Genomic DNA, 24,171 nt, shown 5'->3' on the forward strand with positions numbered 1-24,171 from the left:
GAGTTTTTGAGTGGCGTCTGCTTCGTACCCGATCGAAAGAACAGCTATCGTCACCGGCAGTGGGTCTGAGCGCGGCATCGGCCGCGATCTGGCTGGACGCCTGAGCCGGGCGGGTTGGAGCCTAGGCCTGATTGACTTGCACGCCGGTCCACTAGGCGATTTGGCTCGTGATCTTAAAAAGCATTCCGCCGCTGACATCGCCGTCGCGGAGGCGGACATTTCCAATCCCTCCATGATTGATGACGCGGCCCGCCGCTTCGAGGCGGAGCTTCCGCCAGTCTTGGCGGTCGTCAACATCGCCGGCATCAGCGACCCAACCTCCTTTGTGGATACGTCTCTCGAGCGCTGGGAGCGCGTTCTTCGAATCAATTTGACGGGCACGTTCGTAGTCACGAAGCGCTTCGTTCCTGGGATGATGGCGCGCGGGATCGGACGTGTCGTCAGCCTTTCCTCGACGGCGGCTCAAAGCGGCGGCGGGACATATAGCGCGGCAGCCTACGCCGCATCGAAGGCTGGCATCGAGGGCATGACGCGGGCGGTGGCGATCGAGGTTGCGGCGACTGGCGTCACCGTCAATGCGATTGCTCCCGCGATCATCGACACCGACATCATGGGCGGTCGCATCGACGAGACCCGCCTGCCTTACTTCACAAGTCGATTACCCGTGGGGCGATTGGGACGCGTCGATGAAGTCTCGGCGCTCATCGAGTTTTTGATAGGTCCGGACGCCGGCTACATCACCGGCGCGACCTACAATGTGAACGGCGGGGCGAGGATAGGCTGATGGCGCTGGAAACAAGCCATCGCCGCGCGCCCGTCGCCGGGCAGGTCAAGCGGCCTATCGAACGCACGGCCGCCGCGGCGATCCTTTCAGCGGTCGACATGCCCTTGTCCTTGCCGTACCAGCCGCAGGACTGGCCCATCGGCGCTGCGATGCTGCAGTTCCCCGGTGTCACAGCGGACGGAACGCCCATGCGACAGGCCGGCCCCGACCGATGGCTACGGGACCTCGGGACCATTGCGGCGGAAGGCTTCAAGAGTGTCGAAGTGCCGAGCGCCTGGCTCCCCATCGGCGACATGACCGCCAACGAGCATGACGCGCTGAAGGCTGTCCTGCGCGAGACCAGATTGAACATCTGCGCGACGTCGGTCGTCAGGCGAAGCATAATCGATCCGCAGGAAGCGGCGGACAATCTGGCGGCGACCCATCGCGCGATCGACGCCGCGGTCGCGGTGGGTTCGCCGCTCGTCTGTCTAGGGCTTCACGAACCGCTGACGCAGGAACAGATGGCGGTGACCTGGTTCTGGACTGTTCCGGGCGCGCGCACGCCGGACAGCCGGGACGTCTGGAAGCTCGCGGCGTCACGCTACCGCGAACTCGCCGATCACGCGGCGCAGGTCGGGGTGGCGATCTCCCTCGAACTCTACGAGGGGACCTATCTCGGCGCAGCCGACAGCGCCGTGGCCTTTCTTGAGGAGATCGGGCGTCCCAATGTGGGCCTGAACCCCGACCTCGGCAATCTCGTACGGGCTCCGGAAGAGATCGAGCCCTGGGAGGCGATGGCGGTCAAGACGCTGCCGCATGCGAACTACTGGCACGTCAAAAACTATTCGAGAGTCGAGAACCCTTCAGCCGGGCTTTACATGACGAGCCCCTCGCCCATGGTTTCGGGGCTGATCGACTATCGCAAGCTCGTTGCTTTCGCGATCGCTAACGGCTTCCGCGGCGCGTTCCTCTGCGAGAATTACGGGGGTGATGGCCTCTCCGTCTCGGCGGAGAATCGCCGGTATTTGCTGCATCTGTTGTCGACGATGTCCGACCGACGACCGGCTGCCGAAGCGTCGATCTAGCAGACGCAACCACAAGCTTGCTTTGGACGTCGGCGCAGTTCGGCGCCAGCGTTCAAATCGAGATCGATCTTAAACATTCAACGGGAGGATAACATATGAGATCAATATTTTTGTCGCTGGTGACCGCCGCCGGCCTTATGGCGGTGACGACGGGCTCCGGCTCGCAGGCCGCAGACGCCTCGGCAGCCAAGGACACGTCGAAACTCGGCATCACGCTCAGCAATTCTTACGCGGGCAATACCTGGCGGCAGCAGATGGTCAAGGTGTTCCAGGCAGCGGCCGACGAAGCCATCGGCAAGCACATCATCGCCAAAAGCAAGGTGGTGAACGCCGACGCTTCGGCGCCGCAACAGTCGAGCCAGATCGAAAACATGATCCTTGAGGGTTGGAACGCGATCGTCATCGACGCGGCCTCGCCGTCGGCGATCAACGGCTCGATCGAAGATGCGTGCAAGCAGGGCATCACCGTCGTTGTGTTTGACTCGCTGGCGACCGCGCCGTGCGCCTATCAGGTCGCCTACGACTATGTCGAAGCGGGCCGCCTGCCGGCCCGGTTCATCGCCGACCAACTCCATGGAAAAGGCAACGTTCTCGTCGTGCGTGGCTTGCCGGGCACCCAAGTCGATGAGGACGAATACAAGGGGCAGATGGAGATTTTCGGCAAGTTCCCCGATATCAAGATCGTCGGCACGGTCAACGGCAACTGGACCGAGAGCATCGCCAACAAGGAGGTGTCCGGCATTCTTCCGTCGCTGCCGAAGATCGATGCGGTCGTCGGGCAGGGCGGCGATTCGGTCGGCACCTACCAGGCCTTCAAGGCCGCAGGCCGGCCAATCCCGGTGATTACGATCGGCACGAGGCAGGAGGAGCTTGCCCTTTGGAAGGATCTCGACCAGTCGACGCCGGGCGGCTACGCGACGGTCGCATCATCGTCGGTGCCCGGCGTCTCTTCGATCGCCTTCTGGGTGGCTCAGCAAATCCTCGCTGGTCGGCAGATGCCGCATGTGATCAACGTGTCCTTGCTGGAGATATCGAAGCCGGATCTGGATACCTGGTTGAAGGTGACCCCCGTGGGCGCTGTCGCAACGCCGGTCTACTCACGGGATTGGACAGCCAAGCTTATCGACTCGGTGGTCGACCACACGCCGGCGCCGGCGTCGCCTGGGCCGCAAGACGCCAAATGAGTTTGCTGAACCACACGATCTCTCAGCAGGCGCTCGATGCGCCTGCTGAGGCTTTCGTCGAGCTCGCCGGCGTCGGCAAGCAATTCGGCGCCGTGAGAGCGCTGAGCGATGTCGATCTGCGCATCACGGCAGGCCGCATGACGAGCGTCCTGGGGCACAATGGCGCGGGCAAGTCCACGCTGATCAGGATCATAGCGGGCCTCGTGAAGCCCAGCGCCGGCCGGGTCCGGATCGCCGGCGACGCTGAAGATAAATTAAGTCCGCGCCACGCGCTCTCTCTCGGCATCAGATGCGTGTTCCAGGAGTTGTCCCTCTGCGATTCCCTCACGGTCTACGAGAATACGCGGGTGCTCCACCCCAATCTCACGGGACGTCGTTGGCGGAACCGAAGCCGCGCTCTCATCCAGCAATCGCTCGATACGATCTTTCCGGGTCACGACATTGATGTGAATGAACTCGTTGGCCGGCTGTCGATCGGCCGGCGCCAGATGATCGAGATCGCGCGCGCCTTCACGGTCACCGATGTTCCGGTCAGGCTGGTGATCCTGGACGAGCCCACATCGGCCCTCGACGCCAAAGCGGCCAATCAACTGATGCAGTTCACGCGGCGCGTCAGACAAGAGGGTTGCAGTTGCCTGTTCGTCTCGCATAGGCTTCGTGAGATCCTCGACTACACCGACGATATCGTCGTTATGCGCGATGGCCGGGTGACCGATACGATCGTCATGGGACCCAATGTCTCCGCCTCCATTCTGGTCGAAAAGATGGGGGCGGTTCATGACGAAGCGCCGCTCCAGGCCGGTTCTCCGACACGCAAGGCGGACGGACGCTCGGTCGTCGATATCACCGGGTCGAACGGTTCGATCCCCTTCCGTGCGACGAAAGGGGAGATCGTCGGGCTCTCGGGCCTCGCAGGTCAGGGCCAACGCGAGCTTCTTCTCCAGGTTCTTTCGGCGACACAACGCCTGGATTCCCATTGCAAGGTGACGGGGAAAGCCGCCTATGTGGCGGGGGATCGACAGAGCGAAGGGCTCTTTCCGCTCTGGACCGTTGCTGAAAACCTCAGCATCGGATCTCTTTCGAAAGTGTGTCGGCTTGGCGTCATCAGTCTTCGACGGGAGAGGACATTGGCGGAGAGGTGGCGCGCCGCGCTGTCAATCCGCGCCCCCCGCGTCGCTTATCCGATCCGCCTCCTGTCTGGGGGCAACCAGCAGAAGGTCTTGGTCGCGCGGGCGTTTGCGAGCGAACCTGACGTCGTATTGTTCGACGATCCGATGCGCGGCGTCGACGTCAACACCAAGACCGAACTCTACGGCCAGGTTCGGCGCCTAGCGGACTCCGGCTGCACGTTCCTCTGGTACACCACCGAAATAGCCGAACTGTGGAACTGCGATCGGGTTTACATCCTTCGCAACGGTCGGATCACGGAGGAGATTCCACGTCACGCCTTGAGTGAGGAACGGGTGATTAGCGCCTCTTTCGAAAGGACGTGACGCGATGCAATCCGTGACTGTCTCTCGGCGCAACGGGCTGTCCGGACTGGCGCCGCTGTTGGCGCAACATACCCGTCTCGCCGTACCGGCCGTTGCGCTTGCGGCTATGGTCGGCTTCAGCGTGATCCTGCAGCCACGCGTCATGTCCTACTTCGGTTTGACGCTGCTGCTTCGCTATTCGGAGCCGTTGCTGTTCGCCACCATGGCGCAACTGTGCATCCTGACGGTCGGCGACGTCGATCTGAGCATCGGCCCGTTCATTTCCCTCGTGAATTGCATCGTATCCGTCTCAGCGACCTCCAGCCCGACGCGGTGTGCGCTTGAGCTCATCGGATGCGTGATCGGCTACGTGATCATGGGCGCCTTCATTCAGGTCCGCGCGCTTCCGTCGATCGTGGTCACCCTGGGCTTCTCCTTCATCTGGCTGGGCTTCGCGTTACTGACCCTCCCGACGCCGGGAGGCAGCGCGCCCGATTGGCTCGTGTCGATGATGGCGTTTCAGCCGCCCTTGATTCCCATGCCGATCCTTCTGGCCGTCATGGTGGCGGTCGTCGGCGATATCCTCCTGTTGCGAACCGGGTACGGAGCAATTTTGCGCGGCATCGGCAGCAACGCGACGGCGATCCAACAGGCGGGCTGGTCTTTGCTGATCGGGCGGACCGTCCTTTATGGGGCAGCGGGGCTCTGCGGCGTCCTCAGCGGCCTCACGCTCTCGGGGCTGAACACCACCGGCGATCCGTGGGTGGGCGCCCAATACACGCTCCTATCGATCGCCGGAGCCATCATCGGGGGCGCGGAGTTCTCGGGCGGAATCGTGTCTCCGATCGGCGCCGTGTTCGGGGCTGGCATCATGCTGCTCTCGGGCTCCCTGCTGTCGTTCCTCGACATCTCGACCGATTGGCAGTTGAGCGTGCAGGGCGGTCTGCTGACGCTGGTGCTCGCGCTTCGCACTTTCTCCGCCTGGGGCGTTCGATGACATCTCCGAATGTTCGTCAATGGGTGAGCTCGAACGCTTGGGTATGGTCCTACGCCGGCGCTTTCCTCGTCTTCGTCGCCATGCTGCCGTTCACGAGTGGTCACGGCGTCATCCAAACCACGCAGGTTGCGCTTCAGTTTTCGACTTTCTACGTCATGGTCGGTCTGGGTCAGATGCTGGTCATCGCGCTCGGCAATGGCAATATCGACTTGTCTATCCCGGGGGTCATTACGCTGGGTGGCTTCGTCGGGCTCGGCGCCGGAGGCGACGGCCCGTGGGGCGCTGCGACGGCGGCCGGCGCGACGCTCCTGGTCGGCATATCGGCCGGACTCGTGAACGCCATCCCAGTTCGCATTCTGCGGATACCGCCGATGATCGCGACGCTCTCGTCCGGCTTCGTCTTTCAGTCGGTCGCGATTGCCTATTCCCGTGGCGCCAGCGCAGCGCCGCCCGCCTTGCTGGCCGACGTCACGACGCATCGTTCGGCAGGCGTCCCCGACCTGACCATCATCTTCGTTTTTCTCAGCGTCGTCGTCGCCTTCACCCTGCGCTGCACCAAATTCGGCCGCACGATCCTTGCGCTCGGGCAGAATGCGAGAGCCGCCGGCCTGACGGGCCTGCGCGTCGGCCCGACCATCACGTTCGTCTACATCATCTCGTCCACCTTCGCGGCCTTTACCGGGCTCCTGCTGGCGGCCTCCGTGGGGGGCGCATCCCTCGACATGGGACAAGACTACCTGTTGTTCTCGATCGCGGTCGTCGTGTTGGGCGGCGCCGCCATATCGGGCGGACGGGCAAGCACGGCCGGCGTCTGGGGCGCGGGGCTTCTGTTGGTTCTCTCCGTCACGCTGCTGAACGTGATCGGCGTGAGCGTGGGCGTCCGCTTTCTGGTGACCGGACTGATCATCGTGCTCGTCCTCGGGCTTGCCAATCGCCGAGCTTGACGCGCAACGACGTGAGCAGGTGCAGTCGTCGCTGGATCGCCGACCCCAATGGCCCATACAAACGCGAAGGGTTTGAAACGGCGCCGAGCAACCAAGCGTTCGACCGAAATCTTCGCAATCGCAATCCTGCCTGGGGTCTGCGAGACCTCGAGGCGGTCGCAGCAATCGCGTAGTCTGTTGGGTTCTCTATTCCGATTGTCACGGAGATGCCGGCAAACAATCTGAGCGTGATGTTTCGCCGGATGTAATTGCGGCGGCGCATGGACGATCCGCCAGCGGATGGCCGCATCGGCGACGCCGCTGTCCTATTCGACAGGGTCAAAGGCAGCATCGCGCTAACAGGGGCGTCCGCGGTCTTCCGGCTAGATCGTCGCCCATGCCGACCCGCCGTCGTTCCTCAGATCCAAGCGTCTACAAGGCGAGAAAGATTCGCCCACAATATTTTAGCTCAGCTTAAAGATCGAGTTCGCGATCTAAATTGCCCTAACATCCGCCTGCCCGTAGGAATCGCGCCGCGTTCGGCGTGAGGAGATTTGCCGGCTCGCAGGCCACAGTATCGGCGCGGATAAGCGCCTCCATGACGATATTGCGGGAGGATGGACCGCGTCGCTGCGTATCGCGCACCTCCACTGTGGACGCCGGCGATGCCTTCTGCGCCTGCGCGCGTTGGTTTCAGATTGAACCTGCTTTCCGAAGTAGGCCGGGCGAGGATGTTGACATGAATCTTTACACTTTACTTGCTGCGCGCTCGGAAAAGGGCCGCCCAGTCCGTGTCGGCCTGATTGGCGCCGGCAAATTCGGTTCGATGGTGCTGTCGCAGGCGCAACGCATCTCGGGCTACCATATGGTCGCGGTGGCCGATCTCAATGTCGCCAAAGCGCGGGAGTCGATGCAACGCGTCGGCTGGCCCGCTGAGCGTTACCAGGCAGCGAGCGCTGGCGACGCCGTGAAGAGCGGCGCGACATTTGTCACGGATGATGTTGCGGCGCTACTAGCGTGCGACGAGATCGAGTGCGTGATCGAAGCCACCGGCCATCCGATCGCCGGCGCTCGCCACGCTATGGCGGCGATCGAGGCCAGGAAGCACGTCATCATGGTGAACGTCGAAGCCGACGTCATGGTGGGTCCGATCCTGGCCGAGAGGGCGCGCCAGAAGGGCGTCATCTACTCGATGGCTTACGGCGACCAACCCGCCCTCATCTGTGAGCTTGTCGATTGGGCTCGCGCGACCGGCTTTGAAGTGACCGCTGCCGGAAAAGGCATGAATTTTGAGCCACGTTATCGATACTCTACGCCAGATACAGTCTGGGGGTTCTTCGGATGGAGCGAAGAGGAGGTCGCCAAGGGCGACTTCAATCCGAAGATGTACAATTCGTTCACCGACGGCACCAAGGCGGCCATCGAAATGGCCGCGGTGGCTAACGGCACAGGTCTTGATTGTCCCGACGACGGGCTGGCCTTTCCGCCGGCAGGTTTGCACGATCTCGCAAAAGTTTTCCGGCCGGCCAGCGTTGGGGGGCGGATGGCGCGGTCAGGCCTAGTCGACATCGCGGCAAGCCAGGAACCCGATGGGCGCGAAGTCTATAACAACATCCGCTACGGCGTCTTTGTGACCTTCAAGGCGCACAACGAATATTCGCGAGCCTGTTTCAAGCAATACGGCCTGCTGACCGACCCCTCCGGTTGGTACGCATCGATGTGGCGTCCTTTCCATATCATCGGGCTCGAGACGTCTATCAGCGTTCTCTCGGCCGTCTTGCGCAATGAGCCGACGGGGGCGTCGAAAGAATTCCGCGGCGACGCGGTCGCCACCGCGAAGAAGGACATGAAGCCCGGCGAAATGCTCGACGGCGAAGGCGGCTTCGCCGTCTGGGCAAACGCCATTCCGGCGTCTCGCAGCCTTTCGCTCGAGGCGCTGCCGATCGGTCTTGCTCATAACGTCAAGCTTAAGCGCGCGATCAAGAAGGATCAGATCGTGAGCTTCGCCGACGTCGAACTGGTGAACGACCGTGATGTCGTAAAGTTGCGTCGCGAAATGGAAACCCGGTTCCGACCAACCGTAGGGTGACAGCCGACCAAATCTGGCAACAGGCGAAGGACACCGTCGCTGCGCCGAAGCTCGGCGCCTCGCCGGGCCTAAATGCACCGGTGCTATTCGGAATCGACGGGATATGCTCCCGGCGCGCGGAGCACGGTTGAGGCGAACGCGACTATAGTGTGCGATCCAGGATTTGCATCGACTGACTGGCGTTTGACCCGCGGGTCTTCGCCCTGTCACTGTCGAACTTGATCATCCGGCTCTTTCGCGCGCGTCGACCAGGGCCTGGTGAGATACTCGATCGCGCTGCTCCCTCAACCAATCCAGGAATTGCCGCACTTTCTTCTGCCGGAGATGATCCCGTGGACACACGATCCATTGGGTCACGATCCGAACGGCCGGCGGATCGACCACCGGGCAGATCAGCCGTCCGCTACGCAGTTCGCGCTCCATCATCATCGTGCTTTCGAGCGCGATCCCCATTCCGTCTGCAGCGGCGTCAATGGCCATGTGGCTCCGATCGAAGAGAACGCGACGCCATCGGGCGATCGGCTGTACCTTCGCCAGCTTGAACCACTGCGTCCACTGCGCTTGCGACTTTACGGAGTGGATGAGCCGATAGCGCGGAAGATCCTCCGTTCGAAGACTGGCCGCTCCAGCGAGCGTTGGCGAGCAAGCAGGAATGAAGGCTTCCTCAGCCATCGGTTCAACGAACAAACCCGGCCAGCGACCGTCGCCGTGGCGGATTTCGACGTCCACCGACTCTCGGTTGAAATCCGTGGGCTCATTGGTGCCATCGAGACGAATCTCAAGATCGGGGTGTCTATCGAGGAAGCCGGCGAGCCGCGGCAGGAGCCATTTGTTCGAAAGGGTCGGCGTGGCGCGCACGGTCAGCGCCGTCACCGAACGATATCCTCTGATCGTGCTTGTTGCCTCGTTAATCCGTTCGATCTCGTCGGTGATCGTGGCGAAGTAGCGCTCGCCTGCTTCCGTCAAGACGACGCGGCGACCAGCTTTGGTCATCAACGTAACGCCGAGCTGCAGCTCCAGCGCTTGCACCTGTTGGGTGACTGCCGACGGCGTAACGCTAAGCTCCTCAGCCGCGCGTGAAATGCTGCCGGCTCTCGCCGCCGTGTGAAAGACCCATATGGCCTTGATCGGAGCATGCATGGCGCGCATCCTGACGAGCATCTCGAATGTTAAGACTTCCTAATAGATAGGATAGCCGATCTAAATTGCTTCTAACAGATCGGATGCTCTAGCTTTTCCTTGTCGTCGCCCGGCAATCGAACTGCACGCCTTGAAAGCGTGCGTGACGCGCGATGGTAGGGCGCCGAATTATGCGGCCGCCCAAATCCGAGGAACACGGGTCGGGTGGAAATCCGGCGCCTAAGGGAGGAAATCGATGACAACACGCATCCGCGACATGTGGGTCGCCATAACAGCGCTTGCCCTCTTGGGTAGCGCATCCGCGGCCTTCGCCGACGACGCCTGCTCAGCCTATCCGAAAGCCAAGACGGACAAAATCGACTCTAGCGTGATCGACAAGGAGTTTGGCGCTGTTCCAGCGCCTAAAAAGAAGCTGCATATCGCCTATGTCACGAAGACGCTGATCAACGAATTCTGGCAGGATGTCGCGGCTGGCATAAAGGACGAGGCGTCCAAATACGGCATCGCCGCCGACGTGCAGGCCGCCAAGGACGAAAATTCGATGATCGAGCAACTCAATCTCGCGCAGACGATGCTTTCCCAGAAGCCCGATGCGCTGCTGCTGTCGCCGCAGTCCGACTCCAATCTGGCGCCTGTGGTCGAAGCAGCCCGTGCGGCTAATATTCCCACGATTATCATCGACGACGCCCGCACGGACGGCGCCAGCACGTATATCGGCACCGACCAGGTCGCGATCGGCGCCAAGGCCGCTGCGTTCCTGCACCAGATTTATCCCAGCGGCGGTAAGGTTGCGCAGATAGAAGGCGCGGCGGGCTCGCCCAACGCGCGGCTGCGCATCAAGGGCTTCAAGGAGGAGCTCGGCAAATATTCCAATCTTCAGCTTGTGGCGAGCCAGCCTGGCAACTGGGATCGGTTGACCGCGCTTAACGCCACGGCCAACATCCTGAGAGCGACCCCCGATCTCGCAGGCGTCTACGCCAACAACGACGGCATGGCGTTGGGCGTGGTCGAGGCGGTGTCGAGCGCCAGCAGCCTCGACAAGGTGGCTGTCGTCGGCACAGACGGTATCCGTCAGGCGAAAAAGTCGGTAGGCGCCGGCGAGATGCGCGCCACTGTCGCCGAATTTCCGTTCGAGGAAGGCAAGCTCGGCGTCCAGATGTCGCTCCGCCTTCTGGGATGTCAGGCGATTCCGCAATGGATCATCTCGCCGCAAGCGGTGATCACCAAGGAGAGCGTCAAGGACTTTCCGGATCCAAAAGTGAACTGAGGATTTCGATGTCGAGCGCGACCCCTGGTAGGGAGGATGGAATAGACCGTCCTCCCACACTCGTGATGATAGGGGTAGTTAAGGCCTTCGCCGGAGTGCGCGCTCTCAAAGGCGTAGATTTCAGTTTGCGAAGCGGCGAAGTGCATGCCCTCCTGGGCGAGAATGGAGCGGGGAAGTCCACGCTCATGAAGATCATGTTCGGCGTGGTGCAGCCGGACGAGGGTCAGATTGCGCTCGATTTCATTGGGCGGGTGCGGATCGATGGCCCCCGCGCCGCGCTTGCCATGGGCATCGGACTTGTCAGTCAGGAACTGAGCCTCGTTCCGCAACTCGACGTCGCTCAGAACATTTTTCTTGGTCAGACGCGGGGCCTCACAATCGTCCCGCGCGACGATTTCCGTCAAAAGGCGCGTGCGATCCTCGACGACCTCGCCCCACACCTGAAAACCGAAACGCAAGTTTCCGCCTTGGGGATGGCCGACCGCCAACTTGTCGAGATCAGCCGCACGCTCGCGCGCGGCGGCCGCATCATCGCCTTCGATGAACCGACATCAAGTCTGACGCCTGCCGAACAGCAAAACCTCTTCGCTGTGATCCGCAAGTTGAAAGCAGCGGGCAAAGCGATTGTGTACATCTCTCACCGGATGAACGAAATCCGGGAGATTGCCGACCGCATCACAGTTCTGCGAGACGGCGAAGTGGTGGCGTCGGGCCCCATGGGCGACTATTCGGAATCGAAATTGAACGAGTTGATCGCCGGGCGGGAGTTGTCGCGAGAGATGGCGGCTGACAAGCCGGCGCCCGTCGAAAGCGTTCCTGTTCTCGAACTGCGAAGGGTATCCACGTCCCGTGTCCAATCGATCGATTTGACTGTCGGAGCCGGCGAGATTGTCGGCCTCTCGGGCCTGGTGGGCTCCGGCCGCTCGGCGATCCTGCGCGCAATCTTCGGCATCGATCCCGTTACAGAAGGAGACATCGTCGTCGGCGGCGCGCCGATGCGAGCGCGAAACCCCGCTGACGCTATGGCGGCTGGCGTTGCGCTAATCCCTGAGGATCGACGCGGCCATGCCCTCGTCCCCATGATGGACGTCGAACAGAACTTTGGGCTCGGCAATTATGGGCGCTTCGGCGCGATGGGCGTTATCAAAGGCGGCGCCCGCCGCCGAGCCATCCGCTCCTATGTCGAGGAGATGCGAATTCGGCCTCCCCTTATCAACACTAAGATGCGAAACCTTTCAGGCGGGAATCAACAGAAGGTTGTGATTGCACGCTGGCTCGCCACCGGCGCCCGAGTTTTTCTTTTCGACGAGCCAACGCGCGGCATTGATGTCGGCGCGAAAGCGGAAATCTACACATTATTGAGACGTTTGGCCGCCAACGGGGCTGCGCTGGTGGTTGTGTCTTCGGAGCTTCCCGAGTTGCTTCTCCTTTGTCACCGGATCGCCGTCGTGAGCGGCGGCCGACTTCAGAAGGTCGTCCCCAATACCGCGACGCTGACCGAAGAGCATCTGATGGAATTTGCCGCAGGAAAGGGCGAGCTGTGAGCGACCTAAAGACATTGTCGCGACCAGGAACAGCCGATCAAAAAGTTAGAGCGGCGGCGCGAAGCGGCGAACTCATACAAAAAGCCAGCGTGGCGATCGGCTGCGTAGCGCTATTCCTCGTATTTTCGCTGCTCACGAAGACTTTCTACCAGCCGTCGAATCTCATCGACATCATGCTGCAATCCTCGATCAACGCGGTGATCGCAGTGGGCATGACCTTGGTGATTATGACCAAGGGCATTGATCTGTCGGTCGGCTCGATTGTCGGCCTCTCCAGCATGGTTGCCGCGCACCTCCTGGCGCAGGGTCTTCTGGTGGGGATTGGCGCCGCGTTGGTCGTGGGACTTGTTTGCGGCGCGATCAACGGCATCCTGATCGCCAAACTCAAGCTACCCGATTTCATCGTCACGCTGGGGACGCTGAGCGTCTACCGTGGAGCGGCGCTGATCTATACCGACGGTCAACCCATCTATGGTCTGTCTAAGGAATTCCGCGCCATTTTCGCGGGACATGTTCTCGACGTTCCTACGCCGGTTATTCTGGCGCTCGTTGTTGCGGCGCTTGCCTTCTTGCTGGTGCGGTTCACAGCGCTAGGCGAGCAGATCATCGCGGTCGGCGGCAACGAGGAAGCCGCCAAGCTCTCCGGTGTAAACATCGAGCGCGTCAAGATAACGGTTTATATGGTGTCGGGGATCCTTTCGAGCCTGGCGGGATTTGTGTTGATCGCGCGTATCGGGGCGGCGGAACCGATTGGCGGTAGCGGCTTCGAGCTTCAGGCCATCGGCTCGGCTGTGATCGGCGGCGCCAGTTTGTTTGGCGGCATTGGCAATCCGCTGGGGTCGCTGATCGGCGCGTTGACGCTTGGTGGGCTCCAGAATGGTCTGACGCTGATGAATATTCCCTCCTTCTGGCAATATGTCGCTTCGGGCGTCGTGGTGATTCTCGCGGTGTTTGCCGACCAATGGACGCGGAAGCCGCGATGATCGAGGCGACGGCCGATGAAAGCTGGCGCATCGTCGACACGCACCAGCATTTCAAAGAGCTAGCCGCCGGGCGCTATCTATGGCTCGATCGCGAATCTCCAGAGCGGCCCGAGGACAATCTATCGCCGATGCGCCGCGGCGATCCGCCCTGCGACTATCGGCGTGCGGGATCTGAGCGGTCAAACTTTCGGCCGAGGGCCCGCCGACAGAACATATGGTAGAAGTCGCAGCGCATTTTTAAGTCCTTGGTATGCTCGGGCCAGATGGGATTGCAAGCGGAAATGACAAACCAAAAATTCGCGGCGCGACTCAACTCGTTTCGCGTTCGAGAGCGAGAGTATTGGCGGGAGCTCAATCGTAAGCCGACCACGCTCGACCTGATCGAGCGTGCGTCGAAGGTCTCTGGCCTGAACTGCGTTGACCTGAACTATCCCGATCATCTGGCAGGCCTCGTCGAGCGTGATCTCATTGAGAAGATGGGTGAAAATGGAATTTCGCTCAATGGCTACGCCATGCGCTACTACGATAATGAGTCCTACAAAATTGGCGCTTTCACGAATCCTGACCCGGCAATTCGACGTGCGGCGATCGATCTGACGAAGCGGGGGTTGGATTCGCTTGCGGCGGCCGGCGGCGCCCTCATGACGCTCTGGATGGGTCAGGATGGCTTCGACTATTCCTTCCAGGTCGATTATTCCGCGCTTTGGCAATATACGATCGATGCAATTCGTGAGGTTGCCGAGCACAATCCAGCAATCGACATCAGCATCGAATACAAGCCGAATGAGCCGAGATCGTACAGCCTGATGCCCGACGCAGCGACGACGCTGCTCGCGATCCGAGAAATCGACCGGCCGAACCTGGGGGTCACGCTCGACTTCGCCCATGTGCTCTATGCCGATGAAATGCCAGCCTTCGCGGCATCCTTGATTGCGCGGCACTCGCGCTTGCTCGGCGTCCATCTCAACGATGGCTACGGCAAACGCGACGACGGATTGATGGTCGCCTCTGTGCATCCGATTCAGACCATCGAACTGCTCTATGCGCTCGATCGGATGGGCTACGACGGCGCCATCTATTTCGACACGTTTCCCGACACCACCGGGCTCGACCCGATCGCGGAATGCGCCGGGAATATCAGCGCCGTGACAGCTCTTCGCCGCGCCGTCCAGCGCCTCAAAGACAACGAACTTCTTGCCTCTGCGATCCTGAAACAGGACGCGGTCGCAAGCCAAGGAATCGTGCGGGCGAGCCTTTACGGATCCTAGCGATCCCACATCCGCGGCGGGAAGCGGCTTTGCGTGACTAAGCCCGCACTCTCCAAGCTCCAGGGAGCCATCGCCACATTACGAAAGGTCCCGCCCAACATGTCCGCTCCGGCCTTCGACGTTATCGCATGTGGAAGTCTGCATCTCGATATCATGGTCTATGCGCCGAGCTTCCCGAGGCCCGACGAGACGACCGTGGGCACGCGATGGGCGATGCAATGCGGCGGCAAGGGCGGGAACCAGGCGGTGATGGCCGCTCGCGCGGGCGCTCGCGTGGCGATGATCGGCAAGGTCGGGTCAGATGATTTCGGCGTGCGATTGCGGTCCAATCTCGCTGACGCAGCCGTGGACTCTCGCGCGGTCCTGGTCGACGAAACCGTCGGTTCGGGCATGAGCACGGCGATCGTGCGCGACGATGGAGATTACGGCGCCGTCATTGTTTCGGGCGCCAATCTACGAATCGAGCCCACAGTTGCTGAGGCGGCGTGGAGGGATCTTGGCGGGGCCGGGGTCCTCATCCTGCAAAACGAAATTCCCGAGCAAGTGAATCTTTCCGTAGCAAGGGCTGCGCGCGCGAACGGAGCGATTGTGATCATGAATGCCGCTCCCGCCCGCTCTATGTCGCCGGCGCTCCGCGAATGCATCGATGTCCTGGTCGTGAATCGAGTCGAGGCGGAAATGCTGAGTGGAGAGGTTGTTCACGACGATCAGGTCGCTCTCACCGTGATTGCGAAGCTCTGCATCGGGACCAAGAGCGTAATCGTTACGCTCGGCGGCGACGGGTTGATCGTTAAAGGGGCTGATAGCGAAGCGGTGAAGATCGCTCCCAAGCGCGTCAAGGTTGTTTCATCGCATGGCGCCGGAGATTGCTTCTGCGGCGCGCTCGCCGCCAAGCTCGCGCAGGGCGCGTCCCTGATCCAAGCTGCGGAATTCGCGAACGCGGAAGCGGCCCGACACGTCTCCGGACAAGGTGAGTTCGAAGAAAGTTAGAGATGGAGGTTCAATTCACCGGAACGTAACTCCAGCTCGCCGTCGCGTTCCCCACGCATGAACTGCGATCGCGATTTCTGCGATCGTTCCCGCTAATGTCGACGATATCAATGGCGCTGCGCCACACGGTTCAAAAGACGATTTGCGAAGCGACCGCGTATTCGGAGCGAGAGGTAGCCGTGTGGAATGAAAAATATCCGTTACCGGGTTCGAACGGGACACTGCGGAAGCTCAACAAACTAAGCTTTTGAAATCATGGCGCTCCCTAGGGGAATCGAACCCCTGTTTTCGCCGTGAGAGGGCGACGTCCTGGACCGCTAGACGAAGGGAGCGGAAATGCATGCCAAGGCCGCGTTCTATATCGGCGGCGCGCATTGAACGCAAGCGCGCCCGCGCCTGAATCGCCAGGCTCCCGAACGGCCTCCCTCTTATGACGGACGGCGCGTGTTCAGCGGGTCTCGCGGGCGGCGGAAGCGCCATAAGCCGCCATGAACACGTCGACTCCCGCGCTGACCCCCGCCTCGATCTGCGCCAGCGTCAATTCATCGACCATCCGGAACAGCAGCAGCTTGAACGTGCCCGCCTGGCATAATTCGAGGAACTGCCAGGCGGCGCGTTCGACATCGGCGATTCGGAGCACACCCTGGTCGTTCATGCGCTGCATGTAAGTCGATAGCCGATTGGCGCCAAAGCAGGGGCCCGCTTCGTAAAAGGCGCGGCCGAGCTGAGGGAATTTCGCCGACGCGGCGATCACTGTGCGGACATGGGCGAGCGTATCCGGTCGCGACATCATTTCGATGAGCCTGACGCCGAATTCTAGCAAGGAGCTGCGCACGTCATCGCTTTCAAGCGCAAGATCGGTCAAGCGCTCGGCCTGCTGGCGCCGCTCTTCACGAATCAGCGCTTCAAAAAGCCGCTCTTTCGAATCGAAATAAACGTAGAGCGTCCCCTTGGAGACGCCGGAGACGCGGGCGATGTCGTTCATGCTGGCGCCATCGAAGCCGGAGGCGAGAAATACGGTGCGCGCGCCTTCCATGATCTGGCGTCGTTTGGCGCTGCCGTCGAGGGCGTCTTCATCGACGCCTTCCATCAATTGCGCGTCCATCGCCGCTGTCGCTCCATCGTTCAAATGCTTATCCCGCAGTGCAAAATTTTTTGACCGAACCGTTCAGTTCGTTCTTGATCTAGGACCGGAATGGGTTTAAGTCAACCCGACAATGACCGAACGGTTCGGTTTGTTATTCAAATAAAGTTTAGGAACCGGGAAACCCTTCCATGGCGCAAGATCAGGAAGTTACGACAGCGACTCCAGCCAACGCGGCGCAACAGCCGCAGCCGATGCTGGCTTCGAACGGGCAGGGCGGCGCGCTGGCGCCGATCGCTAAAGCAAAGCCGCGCCGGTCGATTCGCAGCTTGATCCTGCCCGTCATCATTCTCGCCGCTTTGGGCTTTGGCGGGACTAAGGCCTATGATTGGTTCGTCAACGGGCGCTTCCTCGTCTCGACCGATGACGCTTATGTCGGGGCAGACACGGCCATCATCGCCGCCAAAGTGGCCGGCCATGTCGCTTTGGTGGCGGCGGCCGACAATTCCAGGGTCCGCGCCGGCGACTTGCTGGTGAAAATCGACGACGGCGATTATCGGCTCGCGGTCGCGGCGGCCAAGGACAAGATCGCTACGCAGGAAGCGACCATCGCCCGCATCGGCCAGCAGGTCGAGGCGCAGCGCGCCGTCATCGCCCAGGCGCAGGCCCAGGTGGACGCGGCGCAAGCGCAACTGGCCGCCGGCGAAGCCGACAAGCGTCGCGCCGCGCTTGAATTCGATCGGTCGCAGAAACTCGCCGAAACGAATTTCGGGTCGCAGCAACGCCTCGAACAGGCGACGGCCGATCGCGCCAAGACGACGGCGACCTTGACGGGCGCCGGCGCCAGCGCGGCCGCCGCTGCGGCGGCGGAAAGCGGCGCCAGGGCCAATCTCGACGTTCTGGCCGCGCAAAAAGTGGAGGCCGAACGCACGCGTGGCGAGCTTGAAACCGCGCTCGCAAAGGCGGAGCGCGATCTCAGCTTCACCACGATCGTCGCGCCCTTCGACGGCGTGGTGGGCAACAGGGCGGCGCAGCTTGGCGAATATGTCCAGCCCGGCACGCGTTTGCTTGCGTTGGTGCCGCTCACCAGCGCCTATGTCGACGCCAATTTCAAGGAAACCCAGCTCGCTTCGATCCATCCGGGCCAGAAGGTCGATGTCGCCGTCGACTCGCTCGACGGCCGCGTGATCGAAGGCGTCGTGACTTCGGTCGCGCCCGCTTCGGGGGCGCAATTCTCCCTGCTGCCGCCCGACAATGCGACGGGCAATTTCACCAAGGTCGTCCAGCGCGTCGCGGTGCGCATCGCCTTGCCGGCCGATGCGCTGCAAAACGGCGACATCCGTCCTGGTCTCTCGGTCGTCGCCTCCGTGCGCACGCGCGACGAAAGCCTGCCCAAGCCGACATTGCTGGGCGCCCTCGGGTTCGACGCTTCGGCGCAGGGCGCGCGCGATAAGGCCGCCAAGCCATGAGCGCGGTCTCGGCCTCGCTCAACGGGCCGGCCAAAGCGGCGGCGCCGGCGGCGCCGTCTGACGCCTTGGATATGCGCAAGCTGTTTGCGTTTATCTTTATGGTTTTTGGCATGTTCATGGCGATCCTGGACATCCAGATTGTCTCGGCTTCGCTGTCGGAGATTCAGGCGGGATTGTCCGCCTCCTCGGACGAAGTGACCTGGGTGCAGACCGCCTATCTCGTCGCCGAAGTCATCATGATCCCGCTGTCTGGATTCCTGTCGCGCGCCTTTTCGACGCGCTATGTCTTCGTTGCTTCGGCGGCGGGCTTCACGTTGATGAGCTTTTTTTGCGCCCAGGCCACCTCGATCAACGAGATGATTTTCTGGCGCGCGCTGCAAGGCTTTATCGGCGGCGGCATGATCCCGACGGTTTTCGCCTCCGCCTACACGATATTTCCGCGCAGCAAACAGCCGATCGTCGCCCCGATCATCGGGCTGGTGGCGACTTTGGCGCCGACGATCGGCCCGACCGTCGGCGGCTATCTGACCGACGCCTTCTCGTGGCATTGGCTGTTCCTGGTCAATATCATTCCCGGGATTATCGTTTCGACCGCGTGCTGGTTCCTGATCGATTTCGACGAGCCGGATCTGTCTTTGCTCAAGCGTTTCGACTGGGCCGGGCTGGCGGGGATGGCGGTGATGCTCGGCGCGCTCGAATATGCGTTGGAGGAGGGGCCCTCCAAGGATTGGTTCGAGAGCACGCCGGTGACCACGGCGATCGTCGCTTCGGCGTTTGGCGCCATTTTGTTCTTCTGGCGCGCGTTTCGCGCCTATCAGCCGATCGTCGATCTGACGGCTTTCAGGGATCGCAATTTCTGGACGGGGTCGCTGTTCTCTTTCGTGATGGGCATCGGGCTCTATGGCCTGACCTACATCTATCCGGTCTATCTCGCATCCGTGCGCGGCTATTCCTCCTTGATGATCGGTCAGACGATGTTCGTCACCGGCGTTTGCATGTTCATCATGGCGCCGATATCGGGCCGCTTGATGGGCAAGGTCGACCCACGACTGATGATCGCGATCGGCTTCGCCGGGTTCGGCCTCGGGACGCTGCAAGCCTCCTATATCACGGCGGACTGGGATTTCTGGGAACTGCTCGTACCGCAAATCCTGCGCGGCTTCTCGCTGATGCTGTGCATGGTGCCGATCAACAATCTGGCGCTCGGGACCATGCCGCCGCAGCGAATCAAGAATGCGTCGGGCCTCTTCAACCTGACGCGAAACCTCGGCGGCGCCGTCGGGCTGGCGCTTATCAATACGTTGCTGGACAAGCGGATGGATCTTCACATCGCCCGTTTGCATGAGGCCGTCTCATGGGGGCGCACGACGGCCGATGAAACCTTGTCGCAGCTCACCGCGGCTTTCGCCTCGCGCGGTTCGGACGCCGCTCTGACGGCGACCAAGCAACTGATGCTGATGGCGAGACGACAAGCCGAAGTCATGGCGCTCGGCGACGTGTTCCTCGCGCTGACCGTAATTTTCTTCGCCCTTGTGGCGCTGGCGCCGATGATGCGCAGGCCGCAAATGCAGGGCGCGGGCGGCGGCGGGCATTGAGCGAAAGGCGCGGCGGTCTCTTTTGGCCGCGCCCGTCTTTTGCGTGCGATCGACGTTCATCCAAGGAACGGAAGCAGGGTCGGCGAGAAATAGCCGAGGGCCATCAGCGCCGCCCCGATCACCCCCAAGCCGACGCTCAACCACATCAGCGTGGCGATCCCCGTAATGATCGCCGCCGAGGCCAGCACGATCGCGATCTGGATCAGGCCGCTGGCGTATTCGTAATGTTCGAGGCGGTGGTTTGAAAGCTCGCGTCCTTCCGCCGCTTCTTTGGCGCGTTCCTGGATCGCTTCCATGCCGTCCGGTTTTTCCGTCTCCAGGCGCGTGATCAGGCTTTTCCACGCGCCGATTTGCTTGTCCGCGGCCGCCTGTACGTTCGGATCGGTCGCCGCCTGACGGGCGAACTCCATTTGGGCGATATCGGCCTCGATCACGCTCGTGCGGATTTTTTTGGCCTGATAGAAATTATAGAGATCGGAGGCCTCGATATTCTGCTCGGTCGAGCGATGTTCGGCGTTCTTGCCGCCGGCTTCCGCCAAAGCGAGGAACAGAGCCAGAATCGCGATAATCAGCGCAACGCGCTTGTCTTTTGCTTCGACGGCGTCCTCGAGAGCTTCAGCCATTTTTCATTTCCCCCCAAATACTTGAGTTTTTCGATCCGTGAGCAGGCTCCACGACCCGCGTCGTTGGAATGACATCAGCGTCCGGGCGCCGTCGATTGCAACTGCCGAGGCTTGGCGGAAGAAGCCGCGCCTTCCCCTGTGTCCGGTCCCTGGGAGGAGGGGGCCCTGGTCACGCGGCGCCCGGTTTTGCTAGGCTTGGCGCGGGGCGGCGCCTCTTCGGCCGGCGCGCCGCTCAATCGGACGACGTCGGCGGCGAGCCGCGCAATCGCCTCCCGCAAGGCAAGATCGCCTTGAGCGCCGGAATCCGCATCGCGTTTGGCGTCCTTAACCGCGTCGGCGGGCACCGGATCGTGACCCGCGCCATTGACGCGCTCGCGGCCGCTCTCGGTCGCAGCCGCTTCGCGCGCCTGTTCGCGCGCGGCCGTCTCGACTTCCGAAAGACGCTGACGGGTCTGCGTGAGCTCGGCGTTCTTTTTTTCGAGATCCGCGACGAGGGTCGCGCCTTTGGCCAGAGCTTCGCCAAGCGCCGCGTTCAGGCGTGCGACTTCGCTCGTGCGCGCGGCGAGTTCCGAGGACAGCCTGGCCGTTTCGGCCTGGGTCGCGGCGGCTCTGCCCTTGGCTGTCTGCAAGGCGTCGCCGAGTTTCATCTCAAGACCGGAAGCGCGCGTCTCCAGTCCCGCGATCGTGGTGCGCTGATCGTCGGCTGCGGTCTCAAGGGTCAGGCGGCGGTCTTTGAGCGACGATATTTCCGAGAGAGCTCCATCGATTCGCGCGCTGAAATCGTTCAGAGCGATCCGGCTCGCGCCAAGATCGCCCTCAAGGCTGAAGATGTCGCGCTCCCTTGCGGCCAATTCGTCGCGCAAGCCCGCGATTTCGCCTTCGAAAGCCACCAGGCTCGTGGTCCGGCGGCCAAGGTCGGCGCGGTGGCGCGCGCTCGCGTCTTGCAAGGTTGCGACGCGGCGTTCCAGGCGGTGCTGTTCGAGCGCATGTTCGGCGCGCAACAGATCGCGCTCGGCGACGACTTCCTTCATCGAAAGCGGCGCCAGCATTCGCGCCCGGGCCTCTGACAAGCGCAAGGCGCGGCGTGCAAAAGCCGGCAAAATCAAAAGCCCGGCAAGCCCCGCAACCAGGAGGCCAGCAAGGAAAAACATCGCTGGTTCGACCAATTCGCCCTACCCGAGCTTGCGACAGCCGCTGAGCATCGCACGGCGCCGCGTTGAAGCAAAGTCCGTCTTCCGGGGCGCGCGCCGCCCCTCTTGCGATGCAATCGCCAGGCGACAAGCGGCGCCTCGGCGCCCTCGAATCGGTCTCCGAATCCCGTCAGAAGGGGTTCCAGGTCGCGTGCGGCGTGAATTTGAGATAGTTGATATTGACGCCCAGACGCGCGCCGAGTCCGGTACGGATCGGGACGACGACGATGTCGTCCGCGCCCAGCGCCGTAAAGCCGAATCCGCCAATAAAATAGGCCGATCCGTCGATGCCGCCAAATCGGCGAAAGATCGCGCCGACGGCCGGAAGATTGTAGACGAGCATCATGGTTCGATCGCCATCCGCGCCAGCGTCAAATCCGATCGATGGGCCCTGCCAATAGACGGGCTGATCGCCGGCGTTGCGCGTATACATCTTGCCTTCGCCATAGCGAAGGCCGCCGAAAAACGCCGCCGACGCCTCCTGCCCGAGAATGTAGCCGTTCGGTTGCCCCCAGCGGCGGCCGGCCTCTTGAACGACTTCAGCCAGTCCTCGCGACACCGCGCCGAAGAAGCGATGGCCGCTATCGACGATTTCGTTTGGTGAAAAGGGGGGCGGAGAATCGGCGCGCGCGACGCTCGTCATTGCGAGCTGCCCCAGCGCAGCGGCAGCGCCGCCGGCCAGAATGTCGCGCCGTGTCATTTTCGGCATCGGTTAGTCTCCATTTTGCCATTCGCAGCCCGGTCCCAACGAGAAGTCAGACCTTCAGGGCTAAGGTGGCGTAATTGGGGCCGGTTCCAGTCTGGCCCGGTCAGGTTGACGCCTCGTTAAGCATAGACGCGGTCGCCGCAAGGGTGGAATCGCCCCAGGCGACGAAGCCGCCGTTGCGCAAACCGCTTGCCTTCTTGCCATAGAGGAGAGCGCCGCCTTCAACGGCGAGGACGACGCCTCCGGCGGCGCGCAGCACCGCATCGCCCGCCGCCGTGTCCCATTCCATGGTCGGCGCGAAGCGCGGATAGACGTCGGCGGCGCCCTCTGCGAGCGCGCAAAACTTCAGGGAGGAGCCAGCCGAGCGCCGTTCCCCGATCGGGAGCTTCGCCAGAAAGGCTTCGGTCGCGGGGTCACAATGGGAGCGGCTCGCCAGGGCGATCAACGCACGGGCGGGCGCCGGGCGCGTTTGAATGGGGCGCCAGAATGACTTTTCGGGGAGGGGCGCGCCAACGGCCGCCTCGCAAACAAAGGCGCGTTCGCCGCCAAACCATAATCGCGTCAAGGCGGGCGCGTAAACCGCGCCCGCGATCGGAACCTCGTCGCGCACCAGCGCGATATTGATGGTGAATTCGCCGTTGCCGGCGATGAATTCCCGGGTTCCATCGAGCGGGTCGACCAATATGAAGCTGCGGCCGATGGCGGTTTGGACGCCGCGCGCCATCGATTCCTCGGCGATGATGGGGACCGTCGAAGCGCCGGCGCGCAGCAGGCCGAGAATAAGCTCCTCCGCCTTTTCGTCTGCGATCGTCACCGGGCTGCTATCCCGTTTCGTGCGGACTTCGCATCCCTTCGCATATTCGTTCATGACGACCGGCCCGGCGGCCAGGGCGACCTCGGCAAAGAACACGGCGATCGCATCGCGCGTGCTTGCATTCATGTCGATCACAGCCCTATGGGCGTCGGCGCTCATCGTGCAGACCTGTTCCTCTGTTTGCGAAGTTTCCGTAGCGAGGTTAATCCCATAGCGCAAGAATTAGCCAATCGGGCTGATTCGCGCGTCTCGCGTCCGGCGCTGAGCCGGCGCGATCCGCGCGGCGATCGATCACAGGATTTGTCCAATGACCACCTTCGCCCTTGATGGAATGGACCTGGCGGCTCTTTTGTGTTCGCGCGTGTGCCATGACGTGATCAGCCCGGTCGGGGCGATCATCAATGGCCTCGAAGTGCTGGAGGATGAAAAGGATGGCGAAATGCGCGAGATCGCGCTGGACCTCATCAAAAAGAGCGCCGCCTCGGCCTCCGCGCGTCTCCAGTTCTGCCGGCTTGCCTATGGGGCGGCCGGTTCCGTCGGCGCTTCGATCGATACCGGCGATGCGGAGAGCGTTACGCGCGGCCTGATCAATAATGACCGCACCAAGCTCGTTTGGAACGCGACGCGCCAGCATGCCCCAAAAAATAAAGTGAAGCTTGTGCTCAATCTCTGCCTGATCGCTTTGGCGGTCATTCCGCGGGGAGGAGTCATCACCGTCGATCTGACCGGCGAGGGCGAAGGCCTCGAAATGAAGGTCGAGGCGAATGGCGCCAATGCGCGTCTCGCTCATGGCATTGCGTCGCTGATCGCGGGACAGCCGGAAGGCGGCTCGGTCGACGCGCATTCCATCCAGGCCTATTATACCGGCCTCGTCGGGCGCTCTTGCGGTCTTGATGTCTCCGTGATCACCGAAGGCGAAAGCGTCACGCTTCACGCGCGCGCCGCCGCGCCCGCTGCCGTGACCGCGTAGGCGGCTCCCGCA

At 62.1% G+C, this 24,171-nt stretch carries 22 protein-coding genes and 1 tRNA gene; 16 read left to right on the forward strand and 7 right to left on the reverse strand.

Annotated features, from left to right (window positions below):
• Positions 1–10: 10 nt before the first annotated feature.
• The 8 genes from GSQ90_RS05170 to GSQ90_RS05205 all read left to right on the forward strand — a co-directional run bounded on the left by GSQ90_RS05170 (position 11) and on the right by GSQ90_RS05205 (position 8,516).
• Complete coding sequence (locus GSQ90_RS05170; protein ID WP_174247444.1) at positions 11–784, forward strand: SDR family NAD(P)-dependent oxidoreductase; 774 nt, start codon at positions 11–13, stop codon at positions 782–784.
• Positions 784–1,851: a sugar phosphate isomerase/epimerase gene (locus GSQ90_RS05175; RefSeq protein ID WP_210254818.1), complete on the forward strand. Its 1,068-nt coding sequence runs from the start codon at positions 784–786 to the stop codon at positions 1,849–1,851. The genes GSQ90_RS05170 and GSQ90_RS05175 overlap by 1 nt, the downstream gene beginning before the upstream one ends.
• A 137-nt stretch (positions 1,852–1,988) precedes the next feature.
• A complete protein-coding gene (locus GSQ90_RS05180; RefSeq protein WP_210254819.1) occupies positions 1,989–3,035 on the forward strand; it encodes an ABC transporter substrate-binding protein in 1,047 nt (348 codons plus the stop codon).
• Positions 3,032–4,528, forward strand: coding sequence for a sugar ABC transporter ATP-binding protein (locus tag GSQ90_RS05185; protein ID WP_158813716.1), 1,497 nt, complete (start codon positions 3,032–3,034; stop codon positions 4,526–4,528). Before GSQ90_RS05180 ends, GSQ90_RS05185 begins: the two co-directional genes overlap by 4 nt.
• A 4-nt stretch (positions 4,529–4,532) precedes the next feature.
• Entirely contained in the window at positions 4,533–5,504 is a 972-nt protein-coding gene (locus GSQ90_RS05190) for an ABC transporter permease (protein WP_158813717.1), read from the forward strand.
• Positions 5,501–6,448 carry an ABC transporter permease gene (locus tag GSQ90_RS32295; protein WP_158813718.1) on the forward strand — a complete coding sequence of 316 codons (948 nt, stop codon included), beginning with the start codon at positions 5,501–5,503 and terminating at the stop codon, positions 6,446–6,448. Before GSQ90_RS05190 ends, GSQ90_RS32295 begins: the two co-directional genes overlap by 4 nt.
• Positions 6,449–6,459: 11 nt before the next feature.
• Entirely contained in the window at positions 6,460–6,621 is a 162-nt protein-coding gene (locus GSQ90_RS32810) for a DUF938 domain-containing protein (RefSeq protein WP_371418330.1), read from the forward strand.
• Between the two features lie 545 nt (positions 6,622–7,166).
• On the forward strand, positions 7,167–8,516 hold the full coding sequence (locus GSQ90_RS05205) for an NAD(P)H-dependent oxidoreductase (RefSeq protein WP_158813719.1): 1,350 nt from the start codon (positions 7,167–7,169) through the stop codon (positions 8,514–8,516).
• 222 nt (positions 8,517–8,738) lie between these two features.
• Here GSQ90_RS05205 and GSQ90_RS05210 read toward each other — a convergent pair whose 3' ends face one another.
• Positions 8,739–9,656 carry a LysR substrate-binding domain-containing protein gene (locus tag GSQ90_RS05210; protein WP_158813720.1) on the reverse strand — a complete coding sequence of 306 codons (918 nt, stop codon included), beginning with the start codon at positions 9,654–9,656 and terminating at the stop codon, positions 8,739–8,741.
• A 235-nt stretch (positions 9,657–9,891) separates the two neighbouring features.
• Between GSQ90_RS05210 and GSQ90_RS05215 the strand changes: the two genes are divergently transcribed.
• The 5 genes from GSQ90_RS05215 (at position 9,892) to GSQ90_RS05240 (ending at position 15,708) form a co-directional block, all read left to right on the forward strand.
• A complete protein-coding gene (locus GSQ90_RS05215; RefSeq protein WP_158813721.1) occupies positions 9,892–10,923 on the forward strand; it encodes a substrate-binding domain-containing protein in 1,032 nt (343 codons plus the stop codon).
• Between the two features lie 65 nt (positions 10,924–10,988).
• Positions 10,989–12,467 carry a sugar ABC transporter ATP-binding protein gene (locus GSQ90_RS05220; protein ID WP_246731459.1) on the forward strand — a complete coding sequence of 493 codons (1,479 nt, stop codon included), beginning with the start codon at positions 10,989–10,991 and terminating at the stop codon, positions 12,465–12,467.
• Positions 12,464–13,450 carry an ABC transporter permease gene (locus GSQ90_RS05225; protein WP_158813723.1) on the forward strand — a complete coding sequence of 329 codons (987 nt, stop codon included), beginning with the start codon at positions 12,464–12,466 and terminating at the stop codon, positions 13,448–13,450. The genes GSQ90_RS05220 and GSQ90_RS05225 overlap by 4 nt, the downstream gene beginning before the upstream one ends.
• 281 nt (positions 13,451–13,731) lie before the next feature.
• Complete coding sequence (locus GSQ90_RS05235; protein ID WP_158813725.1) at positions 13,732–14,718, forward strand: sugar phosphate isomerase/epimerase family protein; 987 nt, start codon at positions 13,732–13,734, stop codon at positions 14,716–14,718.
• A 33-nt stretch (positions 14,719–14,751) separates the two neighbouring features.
• Complete coding sequence (locus tag GSQ90_RS05240; protein ID WP_246731414.1) at positions 14,752–15,708, forward strand: ribokinase; 957 nt, start codon at positions 14,752–14,754, stop codon at positions 15,706–15,708.
• A 256-nt stretch (positions 15,709–15,964) separates the two neighbouring features.
• On the opposite strand, the gene GSQ90_RS05245 is transcribed toward GSQ90_RS05240, so the two are convergent.
• Positions 15,965–16,040, reverse strand: a tRNA-Glu gene (locus tag GSQ90_RS05245).
• 116 nt (positions 16,041–16,156) lie between these two features.
• Complete coding sequence (locus GSQ90_RS05250; RefSeq protein WP_246731415.1) at positions 16,157–16,837, reverse strand: TetR/AcrR family transcriptional regulator; 681 nt, start codon at positions 16,835–16,837, stop codon at positions 16,157–16,159.
• A gap of 146 nt (positions 16,838–16,983) precedes the next feature.
• On the opposite strand from GSQ90_RS05250, the gene GSQ90_RS05255 reads away from it, so the two are divergent.
• Together GSQ90_RS05255 and GSQ90_RS05260 are read left to right on the forward strand one after the other, a co-directional pair.
• A complete protein-coding gene (locus GSQ90_RS05255; RefSeq protein WP_158813726.1) occupies positions 16,984–18,261 on the forward strand; it encodes an HlyD family secretion protein in 1,278 nt (425 codons plus the stop codon).
• Positions 18,258–19,856 (forward strand): DHA2 family efflux MFS transporter permease subunit, encoded by a 1,599-nt coding sequence (locus tag GSQ90_RS05260; protein WP_158813727.1) that lies wholly within the window; start codon positions 18,258–18,260, stop codon positions 19,854–19,856. Before GSQ90_RS05255 ends, GSQ90_RS05260 begins: the two co-directional genes overlap by 4 nt.
• Before the next feature lie 56 nt (positions 19,857–19,912).
• Here GSQ90_RS05260 and GSQ90_RS05265 read toward each other — a convergent pair whose 3' ends face one another.
• The 4 genes from GSQ90_RS05265 to cysQ form a co-directional block, all read right to left on the reverse strand.
• Complete coding sequence (locus tag GSQ90_RS05265; RefSeq protein ID WP_158813728.1) at positions 19,913–20,479, reverse strand: DUF4337 domain-containing protein; 567 nt, start codon at positions 20,477–20,479, stop codon at positions 19,913–19,915.
• Positions 20,480–20,553: 74 nt separating this feature from the next.
• Complete coding sequence (locus GSQ90_RS05270) at positions 20,554–21,528, reverse strand: hypothetical protein (RefSeq protein ID WP_158813729.1); 975 nt, start codon at positions 21,526–21,528, stop codon at positions 20,554–20,556.
• Between the two features lie 271 nt (positions 21,529–21,799).
• On the reverse strand, positions 21,800–22,378 hold the full coding sequence (locus tag GSQ90_RS05275) for a DUF1134 domain-containing protein (RefSeq protein WP_158813730.1): 579 nt from the start codon (positions 22,376–22,378) through the stop codon (positions 21,800–21,802).
• A gap of 100 nt (positions 22,379–22,478) precedes the next feature.
• Positions 22,479–23,348, reverse strand: a complete 870-nt coding sequence (cysQ, locus tag GSQ90_RS05280; protein WP_246731416.1) for a 3'(2'),5'-bisphosphate nucleotidase CysQ — start codon at positions 23,346–23,348, stop codon at positions 22,479–22,481.
• A gap of 148 nt (positions 23,349–23,496) precedes the next feature.
• Between cysQ and chpT the strand changes: the two genes are divergently transcribed.
• A complete protein-coding gene (gene chpT, locus GSQ90_RS05285; protein WP_158813731.1) occupies positions 23,497–24,159 on the forward strand; it encodes a histidine phosphotransferase ChpT in 663 nt (220 codons plus the stop codon).
• The last annotated feature ends 12 nt before the right edge of the window (positions 24,160–24,171 follow it).

This window comes from Methylocapsa sp. S129, assembly GCF_009765995.1.
Lineage (GTDB): Bacteria > Pseudomonadota > Alphaproteobacteria > Rhizobiales > Beijerinckiaceae > Roseiarcus.